The organism is Burkholderia sp. WTPI3 (genome assembly GCF_021483755.1).
Taxonomy (GTDB): domain Bacteria; phylum Pseudomonadota; class Gammaproteobacteria; order Burkholderiales; family Burkholderiaceae; genus Burkholderia.
Window position 1 is genome coordinate 37,585 of the sequence record NZ_JAGIXF010000036.1, and the last position, 12,130, is coordinate 49,714.

11 protein-coding genes are annotated in these 12,130 nt (G+C 65.9%); 9 read left to right on the top strand and 2 right to left on the bottom strand.

All coding sequences use genetic code 11. The features are described 5' to 3' along the window. Positions 1–82 precede the first annotated feature (82 nt). From J7024_RS20150 to purU, 4 genes are all read left to right on the top strand, one after another. Positions 83–649, top strand: coding sequence for an adenine phosphoribosyltransferase (locus tag J7024_RS20150; protein WP_124827903.1), 567 nt, complete (start codon positions 83–85; stop codon positions 647–649). Between the two features lie 34 nt (positions 650–683). Continuing rightward, entirely contained in the window at positions 684–1,298 is a 615-nt protein-coding gene (locus tag J7024_RS20155) for a LysE family translocator (RefSeq protein ID WP_124827904.1), read from the top strand. Positions 1,299–1,303: 5 nt separating this feature from the next. Continuing rightward, positions 1,304–2,161, top strand: coding sequence for an NUDIX hydrolase (locus J7024_RS20160; protein WP_175796170.1), 858 nt, complete (start codon positions 1,304–1,306; stop codon positions 2,159–2,161). A gap of 73 nt (positions 2,162–2,234) precedes the next feature. Beyond that, positions 2,235–3,119, top strand: a complete 885-nt coding sequence (gene purU, locus J7024_RS20165) for a formyltetrahydrofolate deformylase (RefSeq protein WP_124827906.1) — start codon at positions 2,235–2,237, stop codon at positions 3,117–3,119. A gap of 112 nt (positions 3,120–3,231) precedes the next feature. On the opposite strand, the gene J7024_RS20170 is transcribed toward purU, so the two are convergent. Together J7024_RS20170 and uvrA are read right to left on the bottom strand one after the other, a co-directional pair. Further along, positions 3,232–4,314: an AI-2E family transporter gene (locus J7024_RS20170; RefSeq protein WP_175750995.1), complete on the bottom strand. Its 1,083-nt coding sequence runs from the start codon at positions 4,312–4,314 to the stop codon at positions 3,232–3,234. A gap of 260 nt (positions 4,315–4,574) precedes the next feature. Beyond that, a complete protein-coding gene (gene uvrA, locus J7024_RS20175) occupies positions 4,575–7,460 on the bottom strand; it encodes an excinuclease ABC subunit UvrA (RefSeq protein ID WP_124827907.1) in 2,886 nt (961 codons plus the stop codon). A gap of 253 nt (positions 7,461–7,713) precedes the next feature. On the opposite strand from uvrA, the gene J7024_RS20180 reads away from it, so the two are divergent. The 5 genes from J7024_RS20180 (at position 7,714) to J7024_RS20200 (ending at position 11,674) form a co-directional block, all read left to right on the top strand. Beyond that, complete coding sequence (locus J7024_RS20180; RefSeq protein WP_199568529.1) at positions 7,714–8,904, top strand: MFS transporter; 1,191 nt, start codon at positions 7,714–7,716, stop codon at positions 8,902–8,904. A 103-nt stretch (positions 8,905–9,007) separates the two neighbouring features. Next, positions 9,008–9,562 (top strand): single-stranded DNA-binding protein, encoded by a 555-nt coding sequence (locus tag J7024_RS20185; RefSeq protein ID WP_124831017.1) that lies wholly within the window; start codon positions 9,008–9,010, stop codon positions 9,560–9,562. A 114-nt stretch (positions 9,563–9,676) separates the two neighbouring features. Further along, entirely contained in the window at positions 9,677–10,228 is a 552-nt protein-coding gene (gene mug / locus J7024_RS20190; protein ID WP_124831022.1) for a G/U mismatch-specific DNA glycosylase, read from the top strand. Continuing rightward, the gene (locus tag J7024_RS20195) at positions 10,215–10,838 is read left to right on the top strand and encodes a DNA-3-methyladenine glycosylase (protein ID WP_124831018.1); all 624 of its coding nucleotides are present in this window, start codon (positions 10,215–10,217) and stop codon (positions 10,836–10,838) included. The genes mug and J7024_RS20195 overlap by 14 nt, the downstream gene beginning before the upstream one ends. 71 nt (positions 10,839–10,909) lie before the next feature. Continuing rightward, positions 10,910–11,674 carry a ParA family protein gene (locus J7024_RS20200; RefSeq protein ID WP_124831019.1) on the top strand — a complete coding sequence of 255 codons (765 nt, stop codon included), beginning with the start codon at positions 10,910–10,912 and terminating at the stop codon, positions 11,672–11,674. Positions 11,675–12,130: the final 456 nt, after the last annotated feature.

Here is a 12,130-nt window from a genome sequence, read left to right on the forward strand (position 1 = left end):
CGGAGTCGCGATTCGATAACCTGACCCGTATTTATTCGAAACGGTGCCCGATCCTCGCGCACCGTTTTTTTCGGAGAGTTTCATGCCGCATTCGTCGTCGGCCGCACCGCTCGATCCGGTCGCCTTCATTCACAGCCAGATCCGCACGGTGCCCGACTGGCCGCAGCCAGGCGTGATGTTCCGCGACATTACGACGCTGCTGCAGAGCCCGAAGGCGCTGCGCATCCTCGTCGACCTGTTCGTCGAACGCTATGTCGATGCGAAGCTCGACTACGTCGCGGGGCTCGATGCGCGCGGCTTCATCATTGCGCCGATCGTCGCGTACGAGCTGAGCGTCGGCTTCGTGCCGATCCGCAAGGTCGGCAAGCTGCCGTACAAGACGCGTTCGGAATCGTACGACCTTGAATACGGCAGTGCGACGGTCGAGATCCACGAAGACGCGTGCCGCCCCGGCGACCGGGTGATCATCATGGACGACCTGATCGCGACCGGCGGCACGATGATGGCGGGGCGCAACCTGCTGCAGCGGCTCGGCGCGGTCGTCGTCGAGGGCGCGGCGATCATCGACCTGCCGGATCTCGGCGGCTCGACGCTGTTGCGCAACGCGGGGCTGCCCGTCTACACCGTCACCGAATTCGCCGGCCACTGAACCACCGGACGCCGGCCCACGCCGCGAGGTCACGATGCCCAACTTCATGCTGTTTCTCGCGACGTCGATCGCGATCACGTTCGCGCCGGGTCCCGACAACCTGCAGGTGCTCGCGCGCGGCATCTCGCAGGGGCGCGCCGCCGGCTTCGTCGCGGCGCTCGGCTTCACGGCCGGGATCCTGTTCCACACGACGCTGGCCGCGCTCGGCGTCGCGGCCGTGCTGCGTTCGTCGCCGGTCGCGTTCCAGACGCTGAAGCTCGCGGGCGCCGCGTACCTCGTGTGGATCGGCATCAAGGCGCTGCGCAGTCAGGGCCTCGCGAATGCGCACGAACGTCCGCCGCAGCCGCTCGCTGCGATCTTCCGCCAGAGCGTGATCGGCAACCTGATGAACCCGAAGGTCACGCTGTTCTTCGTCGTGTTCCTGCCGCAGTTCGTCGATCCGCACGGCGTGCAGAGCGTGACGCTGCAGATGTTCGAGCTGGGTGCGCTGTTCATGCTGCAGACGGCCGCGATCTTCACGCTGTTCGGTGTCGGCGCGGGCGCGATCGGCGCGTGGCTGAAGCGCCGCCCGAAGGCCGGCGTGTGGCTCGACCGGATCGCCGGCGCGACGTTCATCGCGATCGGCATTCGCGTCGCGCTGAAGGACTGAGCCCGATGACGTTTCCGTGCATTGCGGCCGCGCGCCGTTTCGATCAGGCCGCGCACCTGCGTTTCGAGATCGCCGGCGAGCAGGTCGGCTGGGTGCATCGCCAGGACGTCGCCAAGCTCGCCCGCTGGCCCGACGTGTTCGAGCTGACCGACACGCGCGTGGTGCTGTCGGCGCGTTATGACACCGTGGACGCGCGCAGCATGGCGCTCGCGAGCGCGATCGGCGCGCTGGCGGCCGAGGGGGCGATCCCGGGCTGGCGCGACGAGATCTATGCGATCCGCAACCGCTTCGACGATCCGCCGCTCGCGTACATCGAGCGCGCCGCGTCGCGCTTTTTCGGCACGCAGACCTATGCGGTCCACCTGAACGGCATCGTAGAATATGCGGCTGCGCCCGGTTCGCCCGCGGTGCCGCAGATGTGGCTCGGCCGCCGCAGCGCGACCAAGGCCACCGACCCCGGCATGCTCGACAACGTCGTGGCGGGCGGCATCGGCTGGGGCCTGGGCGTTCACGAGACGCTCACGAAGGAATGCTGGGAAGAGGCCGGCATGCCGGCCGAACTGGCGGCGCGCGCGATCGCGGGCCGCGCGGTGCAGGTACTGTGCTCGCTGCCGGAAGGCACGCAGTCCGAACTGATCTTCGTGTACGACCTGCCGCTGCCGCGCGACTTCGCGCCGCACAACCAGGACGGCGAAGTGGCCGAGCACCTGCTGGCCGGCGTGCCCGAGGTGATCGGCTGGTTGCGCGAAGGCCGCGCGACGATGGATGCGAGCCTCGCGATGCTCGACACGTTGCTGCGCCATCGCTGGCTCGCGGCGGCGGATGCCGCGGGCATCGACGCGCTGTTCGTGCCGCCCGCGTGACGCGCCCTCGGGCCGGGGCGCGGCCGCACGAACGGGCTATTTGACGAATACCGAAACGAAGGGAGTAGCGGTCATGCCGACCGATCACAGCTTTATCCTGAAACTGTCGTGCCCCGACCGGCACGGCATCGTCCACGCGGTCTCGGGCTTCCTGTTCGAGCGCAGCAACAACATCCTCGATTCGGCGCAGTTCGGCGACAGCCGCACCGGCGAGTTCTTCATGCGCGTGCACTTCGAGCAGGATGCCGACGGCACGGACGCCGCGTCGGCGCTCGACACGCTCCGCCAGGAATTCGCGCCGCTCGCCGAGCAGTTCGGGATGCGCTGGGAACTGCACGACGCGGCCGTGAAGCCGCGCGTCGTGATCATGGTGTCGAAGATCGGCCATTGCCTGAACGACCTGCTGTTCCGCTATCGCACCGGCCAGCTGCCGATCGAGATTCCGGCGATCGTGTCGAACCACAAGGAGTTCTACCAGCTCGCCGCGAGCTACAACATTCCGTTCCATCACTTCCCGCTCGTCGGCGGTTCGTCCGATGCGGCGAAGGCCGCGCAGGAAGCGCGCGTTCTGGAAGTGATCGACGAACACCGGGCCGATCTCGTCGTGCTCGCGCGCTACATGCAGATCCTGTCGCCGAACATGTGCCAGCAGCTCGCCGGCCGTGCGATCAACATCCACCATTCGTTCCTGCCGAGCTTCAAGGGCGCGAAGCCGTACTACCAGGCGTTCGACCGCGGCGTGAAGCTGATCGGCGCGACCGCGCACTACGTGACGACCGATCTCGACGAAGGCCCGATCATCGAGCAGGAAGTCGAGCGCGTGGACCACAGCATGACACCCGACCAGTTGACCGCGATCGGTCGCGACGTCGAGTGCGTGACGCTTGCGCGCGCGGTGAAGTGGCATGTCGAGCACCGGATCGTGCTGAACGGGACCAAGACGGTCGTGTTCCGCTGATCGGCTGCCGGCCGGATGGCCGGATGGCCGTCCCCGGATGGCGGTCCCCACACACAAAAACGCCGCGCCCTTTTTGGGGCGCGGCGTTTTTTGTTGTGCGACGTGCGTGGCGTCAGATCAGCCGCAACATGTACAGCTCGCGCTTCAGGTACGCATAGAAGATCGGCGCGGCGATCACGCCGGGGAGCCCGAACGCGGCTTCCATGATCAGCATCGCGAGCAGCAGTTCCCACGCGCGCGACTCGATCTGGCCGCCGATGATCTTCGCGTTCAGGAAGTATTCGAACTTGTGGATGACCACGAGGAACGCGAGCGACGCGATCGCGGTGCCCATGCTGACCGACAGCGACACCGCGACGATCAGTGTGTTCGAGATCAGGTTGCCGATCACCGGCAGCAGGCCGACGATGAAGGTCACGAGCACCAGCGTTTTCGACAGCGGCAGCTGCTGGTGGAAAATCGGCAGTGCGACGAGCAGATAGATGGCCGTGAAGGCAGCGTTGATCGCCGAGATCTTGATCTGCGCGAACACGATCCGGCGGAACGATTCGGCAAAGCGCGACACGCGCGTGACGAGGGCGGTCGACAGCGGCCGCCGCACCTTGCCGTGCTCGACGCCGATCGCGATCATCGCGCCGATGATCATCCCGAACACCACGTGGCCGAAGCCGCGCGCGACGCTCTTGCCGCCTTGCTGGAGCTGATCCATGTGGGAGTGCATCAGCACCGCCGCCTTGGTCTTCATCTGTTCGACGTCGACGGGCAGCAGGTTCGCGATCCACGCCGGCGTGCGCGCGCGCGTTTGCTCGACGATCTGCATCAGCTGGCCGAGCAGGGTCTGCAGGTTCGGCACCGTGTGCTCGAAGTGTTCGATGATGCCGATCGTCAGGCCGGTGAGCCCGCCGACGATCGCGATCGACAGCAGCACGACGGCGACCCAGCGCGCCCGCATGCTGGTGGTGTGGCGTTCGATCACCGGCGCGATCGTGTGGATGAGCTGGTAGACCAGCATGCCGGCCAGCAGCCCGCCGAGGAGCCGCAGTTCGATGACGAGCACCATCGAGACGAGGGCGAACAGGTAGCTGCCGATCTCGATCGCCGACAACTTCGGCAGGCTGAAGTCGCTCGTCAGCCGCACGCTGCGCAGGTGCGGCTCGCGGTTCTGCGCGTCGCGCGACTCTTGTTGCTTCTCCATCGTGGATTCCTGTCGTTCGTGTGTCATGCCGCGCGATGGGCGGCAGAGCGGCGTTCGCCGGGCATCGCACCGGTTTGGTGCGGACGGCGAATCTTACGACCGTAAAGTATAGCTGCCATTATGGCCCGCCATGAGGCAGTTTGGCTCATGGTGTAAACGCAGAAGGGAAAACCACTGAAGGGAAACCGCGGGGGCGGGCGCCGTCGCGGGCCCGAACCGTGCGCGGGCCGGGCGGCCGCGCACGGTAGAAGGGGGCGCCGTCAGCCGGCCGCCGCCTTGCGGGTCGCGCGTTTGAGCAGCGGAGCGAGGTACTTGCCGGTGAAGCTGGCCTTGGTCTTCGCGACTTGCTCGGGCGTACCCTGCGCGATGATCTGGCCGCCGCCGGCGCCGCCCTCGGGGCCGAGGTCGATCACCCAGTCGGCCGTCTTGATCACGTCGAGGTTGTGCTCGATGATCACGACCGTGTTGCCCTGGTCGCGCAGCCGGTGGATCACCTCGAGCAGCAGCGCGATGTCGTGGAAGTGCAGGCCGGTGGTCGGCTCGTCGAGGATGTACAGTGTGCGGCCGGTGTCGCGCTTGGACAGCTCCAGCGACAGCTTCACGCGCTGCGCCTCGCCGCCCGACAGCGTCGTGGCCGACTGGCCGAGGCGGATGTAGCCGAGACCCACGTCGAGCAGCGTCTTCAGCTTGCGCGCGATGACCGGCACCGCGCTGAAGAATTCATACGCGTGTTCGACCGTCATGTCGAGCACTTCGCTGATGTTCTTGCCCTTGTACTGGACCTCGAGCGTTTCGCGGTTGTAGCGCTTGCCGTGGCATACGTCGCACGGCACGTAGACGTCCGGCAGGAAGTGCATCTCGACCTTCAGCACGCCGTCGCCCTGGCACGACTCGCAGCGGCCGCCCTTCACGTTGAACGAGAAGCGGCCCGGGTCGTAGCCGCGCTCCTTCGCGGTCGGCACGCCCGAGAACAGCTCGCGGATCGGCGTGAACAGGCCCGTGTAGGTGGCCGGGTTCGAACGTGGCGTGCGGCCGATCGGCGACTGGTCGACGTTGATCACCTTGTCAAAGTGCTCGAGCCCCTCGATCGCCTCGTGCGCTGCCGGCTCGGCCGACGAGCCGTACAGGTGGCGCGCGACCGCGTGATACAGCGTGTCGTTGATCAGCGTCGACTTGCCGGAGCCCGACACGCCGGTGATGCAGGTCAGCAGGCCGACCGGCAGTTCGAGATCGACGTGCTGCAGGTTGTTGCCGTGCGCGTCGACGATGCGCAGCATCCGCTCGGGATCGGGCGCGAGGCGCTCGTCCGGATACTCGATCGTGCGCTTGCCGACGAGGTACTGGCCCGTCAGCGACTGCGGGTTCGCCTGCACCTGCTTCGGCGTGCCTTCGGCGACCACCACGCCGCCGTGTTCGCCGGCGCCCGGACCCATGTCGACGACGTAGTCGGCCGTGCGGATCATGTCCTCGTCGTGCTCGACGACGATCACCGAGTTGCCGAGGTCGCGCAGGTGCTTGAGCGTACCGATCAGGCGGTCGTTGTCGCGCTGGTGCAGGCCGATCGACGGCTCGTCGAGCACGTACATCACGCCGGTCAGGCCCGAGCCGATCTGCGACGCGAGCCGGATCCGCTGCGCCTCGCCGCCCGACAGGGTTTCCGCACTGCGCTCGAGCGACAGGTAGTCGAGGCCGACGTTGTTCAGGAAGGTCAGGCGCGCGACGATTTCCTTGATCACCTTGTCGGCGATCTCGCGCTTCGCGCCGTCGAGCGTCAGGCCGTCGAAGTAGCCGAGCGCGTCGCGCAGCGGCCAGCCGCTGATTTCGTAGATGCCGCGCGCGTAGTCGCCGGTGCCGACGCGCACGTGGCGCGCTTCGCGGCGCAGGCGCGTGCCTTCGCACGACGGGCACGGCTGGTTGTTCTGGTACTTCGACAGCTCTTCGCGCACCGCGACCGAGTCGGTCTCGCGGTAGCGGCGCTCGAGGTTCGGGATGATCCCTTCGAACACGTGCTCGCGGATCGTCGTGCGACCGCGCTCGTTGATGTACGAGAACGGGATCGTCTGCTTGCCCGAGCCGAACAGCAGCACCTTGCGGATCTTTTCAGGCAGATCCTCGAAGGCGGCGTCGATGTCGAATTCGTAGAACGCCGCGAGGCTCTGCAGCATCTGGAAGTAGAACTGGTTGCGGCGGTCCCAGCCTTTCACGGCGCCCGCGGCGAGCGACAGCGACGGGTGCGCGACGACCCGCTTCGGATCGAAGAACGTGATCTGGCCGAGGCCGTCGCATTCCGGGCATGCGCCCATCGGGTTGTTGAACGAGAACAGCCGCGGCTCGAGCTCCTGCAGCGAATACGAGCAGATCGGGCACGCGAACTTCGAGCTGAACAGGTGCTCGCGGTCGGTATCCATCTCGAGTGCGATCGCGCGGCCGTCGGCGAGCCGCAGCGCGGTCTCGAACGATTCCGCGAGGCGCTGCTTCATGTCCGGGCGGACCTTCAGGCGATCGACGACGACGTCGATCGTGTGCTTGTCGTTCTTCTTCAGCTTCGGCAGCGACTCGACCTCGTAGATCTTCGCGACGCCTTCGTTCGCGGTGCCGCCGCCCGAGCGCACGCGAAAGCGCACGAAGCCCTGGGCCTGCATGTCCTCGAACAGCTCGGCGTGCTCGCCCTTGCGGTTCGCGACGACCGGCGCGAGGATCATCAACTTGGTTTCCTCGGGCAGCGCGAGCGCGGCGTCGACCATCTGCGACACGCTCTGCGCCTCGAGCGGGATGTCGTGGTCGGGGCAGTACGGCGTGCCGACACGTGCGAACAAAAGTCGCAGGTAGTCGTGGATCTCGGTGACCGTGCCGACGGTCGAACGCGGGTTGTGGGATGTCGCCTTCTGCTCGATCGAGATCGCGGGCGACAGGCCCTCGATCAGGTCGACGTCGGGCTTCTCCATCAGTTGCAGGAACTGGCGGGCGTACGCGGACAGGCTTTCGACGTAGCGGCGCTGCCCTTCGGCATATAGGGTGTCGAACGCGAGCGACGACTTGCCTGACCCGGACAACCCGGTAATCACGACGAGCTTGTGGCGCGGCAGGTCGAGATTGACGTTTTTCAGGTTGTGGGTACGTGCCCCACGGATACGGATCTGTTCCATGAACCTGGCGAAAATGGAGGGAACCAAACCTGCTACTATAACGGCTTTTCGAGGCCGTCGTTGGGGGCCCCCAGCCTCGGCAGCAGCTGGCAGCAAGGCAGTCCCGCGCCGGGAAAACGGCCGTGCCGCACGGCTCGCAGGCTGCCTGCGTCATGGTCCGGCAAGCGACTTGCCCGGCCTGCCAGGCCGGTGGCCCTGATCTTCCGCCGCCCGCCGCCGGGCGGACAATCCGATCATTCGAAATTCATTCCCGATGTCCAATCCGTCCGCCACGTCTTCCCGCATGAGCGCGCCCGAACTGCGCGCGACCACGTCGCTCGCGGCAATCTTCGCACTGCGCATGCTCGGCCTGTTCATGATCATGCCGGTGTTCTCTGTCTACGCGAAAACCATCCCGGGCGGCGACAACGTGCTGCTCGTCGGCCTCGCGCTCGGGGCCTACGGCGTCACGCAGTCGCTGTTGTACATCTTCTACGGCTGGGCGTCCGACAAGTTCGGCCGCAAGCCCGTGATTGCCACCGGCCTGCTGATCTTTGCGCTCGGCAGCTTCGTCGCCGCGTCTGCGCACGACATCACGTGGATCATCGTCGGCCGCGTGATCCAGGGGATGGGCGCCGTGTCGTCCGCGGTGCTCGCGTTCATCGCCGACCTGACCTCCGAGCAGAACCGCACCAAGGCGATGGCGATGGTCGGCGGCTCGATCGGCGTGTCGTTCGCGGTCGCGATCGTCGGCGCGCCGATCGTGTTCCACTGGGTCGGGATGAGCGGCCTGTTCGCGATCGTCGGCGTGCTGTCGATCCTCGCGATCGGCGTCGTGCTGTGGATCGTGCCTGACGCGGCGAAGCCAGTGCACGTGCCCGCGCCGTTCGCCGAGGTACTGCACAACGTCGAGCTGCTGCGCCTGAACTTCGGCGTGCTGGTGCTGCACGCGACGCAGACGGCGCTGTTCCTCGTCGTGCCGCGCCTGCTGGTCGACGGCGGGCTGCCGGTCGCGTCGCACTGGAAGGTCTACCTGCCGGTAATGGGGCTCGCGTTCGTGATGATGGTCCCCGCGATCATCGTCGCGGAAAAACGGGGCAAGATGAAGCCGGTGCTGCTCGGCGGCATCCTGGCTATCCTGATCGGCCAATTGCTGCTGGGCAGCGCGCCGCATACCATCCTGATTGTGGCGGCGATTCTTTTCATCTACTTCCTGGGTTTCAACATCCTGGAAGCGTCGCAGCCGTCGCTCGTATCGAAGCTAGCGCCCGGTTCGCGCAAGGGCGCGGCCACGGGCGTCTACAACACCACGCAGTCGATCGGGCTCGCGCTCGGCGGCATCGCGGGCGGCTGGCTGCTGAAGCACGGCGGTGCGGATACCGTCTTTTATGCGTGCTCGGGGCTCGTTGCCGCGTGGCTTATAATCGCGGCCAGCATGAAAGCGCCGCCGCCGCGCAAGGCCTGAACCTTCTTTTCGGGCACGCACCGGCGGCGCTCGCCGGCTTGCCCGGCGGGCCGCTCCGACGACTTTCGCGGGCGGCCCCGCATCGAATTTACTGGAGAAACACATGGCATCCGTCAACAAGGTCATCCTCGTCGGCAATCTCGGCGCCGATCCTGAAGTCCGTTACCTGCCGAGCGGCGACGCGGTTGCGAACATTCGTCTCGCAACGACCGATCGCTACAAGGACAAGGCGAGCGGCGATTTCAAGGAAATGACCGAGTGGCACCGCGTCGCGTTTTTCGGCCGTCTCGCCGAAATCGTCAGCGAGTACCTGAAGAAGGGCTCGTCGGTCTATATCGAAGGCCGCATCCGCACGCGCAAGTGGCAAGGCCAGGACGGCCAGGATCGCTATTCGACCGAAATCGTCGCGGATCAAATGCAGATGCTCGGCGGCCGCGGCGGTGCGGGCGGCGGCGGTGGTGGTGGTGACGAAGGCGGTTACGGCGGCGGCTACGGTGGTGGTGGCGGCGGTCGCGGCGGCGAACAGATGGAGCGCGGTGGTGGTGGCGGTGGTCGTGCCGGCGCAGCGCCGCGCGGCGGTGCAGGCGGCGGCCAGAGCCGTCCGAGCGCGCCGGCAGGCGGCGGCTTCGACGAGATGGACGACGATATCCCGTTCTAAGCATCACGTCGGTATTCCGCACAGGAAAGGGCCCGAATGTCCGGGCCAGGCGAATTGCCTGGCGTGGATCTTCGGGTCTTTTTTCGTTTACGCCCCTCATGCGCGAGGCCGAACGTGGCAGACGCACTTCCCGACATCATCGCCCCGCATCTCGACGTGCTGTTCTGCGGGATCAACCCCGGCATGACCGCGGCCGCGACCGGCCATCACTTCGCGGGAAGGAGCAACCGCTTCTGGCGCGTGCTGCATCTCGCGGGCTTCACGCCGGACGAAATCGCGCCGCAGGACGACCGGACGATACTTGGATACGGCTGCGGGCTGACGGCGGTCGTGCCGCGGCCGACGGCGAGCGCAGATCAGTTGTCGCACGACGAATTTGCCGCCGCCGCGGACGTCTTCGGGCAGAAGCTCGAACGTTACGCGCCGCGCTTCGTCGCGTTCCTGGGCAAGGCCGCCTACGCGGCGCTGTCCGGGCAACGCGAGATCGCATGGGGGCTGCAACCGGCACGCATGCAGCGCGCGACCGTCTGGATCCTGCCGAACCCGAGCGGCAGAAACCGCGCATTCAGTCTCGACGAACTGGTCGAAGCGTATCGTCGGCTTCATTTGGCGGCGCAGGAGGTTTCCTGCAGCGGACAGCCGGAGGGGCGGAATGACGCGAAATAAGCGCGCACCCGACTGGCCGGGGACGTTGTTGCCGCGCGCGTTCTTCGATCGCTCGGCCACCGAAGTCGCGCCGCAACTGCTGAACAAGATTCTCGCGGCAGCGGACGGCCGCGCGGGCCGGATCGTCGAAGTGGAAGCCTATGCCGGCGCGATCGACCCGGCCGCGCACACGTATCGCGGCAAGACGCCGCGCAATGCGACGATGTTCGGGCCGCCCGGGCATATGTACGTCTATTTCACGTACGGGATGCACTGGTGCTGCAATTGCGTGTGCGGGCCGGACGGCACCGGCACGGGCGTGCTGATTCGAGCGCTGGAACCGTTGCAGGGGCTCGAACGGATGCGCGCGGCACGGCCGCCGCTGACACGTGATCGCGATCTGTGCCGCGGTCCGGCGCGGCTGACCCAGGCACTCGGCATCGGCGGCGCGCAGGACGGCGCCGACCTGGTCGTCGCCCGCGACGGCTTCGCGATCGTGGACGACGGCATGGCGCCGCCCGCGAATCTGGCGGGCGGCCCGCGCATCGGTATTCGCGTCGGCACGGATCTGCCGTGGCGGTGGAGCGTGCCGGGCAACCGTCATGTATCGGGCACGTTGCCGCGGATCTGACGGATGTCACGTGGCCGCCATTATTGACCGGCTAAGCTGGATCTTTCGACGTTTCAATCGAAGGGGACACAATGCGGCGGGTCGTATTCAACCAGAAAGGCGGCGTAGGCAAATCGACAATCGTCTGCAACCTGGCGGCGATCAGCGCGAGTGAAGGGCTGCGCACGCTCGTCATCGACCTCGACGCGCAGGCGAATTCCACGCGCTACCTGCTTGGCGATGGCGCGGCCGACGCGCATCCCGGCGCCGCCGAATTCTTCGAGACCGCGCTGACGTTCAACTTCCGGCCGGTCGACGTCGCATCGTTCATCCATCCGACCCCGTTCGAAGGTCTCGACATGATGCCCGCGCATCCGGATCTCGACACGCTGCACGGCAAGCTGGAATCGCGCTACAAGATCTACAAGCTGCGCGACGCGCTGAACGAGCTCGACACCTACGATGCCGTCTACATCGATACGCCGCCCGCGCTGAACTTCTACACGCGCTCGGCTCTGATCGCGGTCGAGCGCTGCCTGATCCCGTTCGACTGCGACGACTTCTCGCGTCGCGCGCTGTACACGTTGCTCGAGAACGTCAAGGAAATCCAGCAGGACCACAACGCAGCGCTCGAGGTCGAAGGGATCGTCATCAATCAGTTCCAGCCGCGCGCGAGCCTGCCGCAGCGGCTGGTCGACGAACTCGTCGACGAAGGGCTGCCGGTGCTGGCGTCGAAGCTGTCGGCGTCGGTGAAGATCCGCGAGTCGCATCAGCAATCGACGCCGGTGATCCATCTCGAACCGGCGCACAAGCTCGCGCAGGAGTTTCGCGCGCTGCATCGCGAATTGGCCGGGTGAGGCCGATGCCGTAGTCGCGCGTCGTAATTCATCGGATCATTGAATTCGTCATTAATAATCCCGTAAACGGTTTCAAAATAAATCTGTAAAAACGATTACACGGGTGGCGTTATCCGTTTCAATGCCAACCTTTTTTCTAATAACGGGAATAATGGCGGGGTAAATGTTGCGAGCGATCGCGGTGCGTTAGGCTTGAAAAGGTAAAAGCCATTATGAAACAGTGACTTGTGAATCGACCTCCGTTGTGTGCGCCAGGCCTGCCGCCAACGGTTACTCCCCTTATAAGGGTTTTCACCTAGCATTGATGCCATTTAATTGACAATTAATGCCTCTAGAATGGCGATTCTCAGCTTCCCGCATTCAATGGCGTGCGGGTCGCGAATAAGGGGGCAGGCACTCGACCTGGCTCCCATTTTCTTTACGTCGTCTCTCGCATTGCCAACAGGAGCGTGCCCG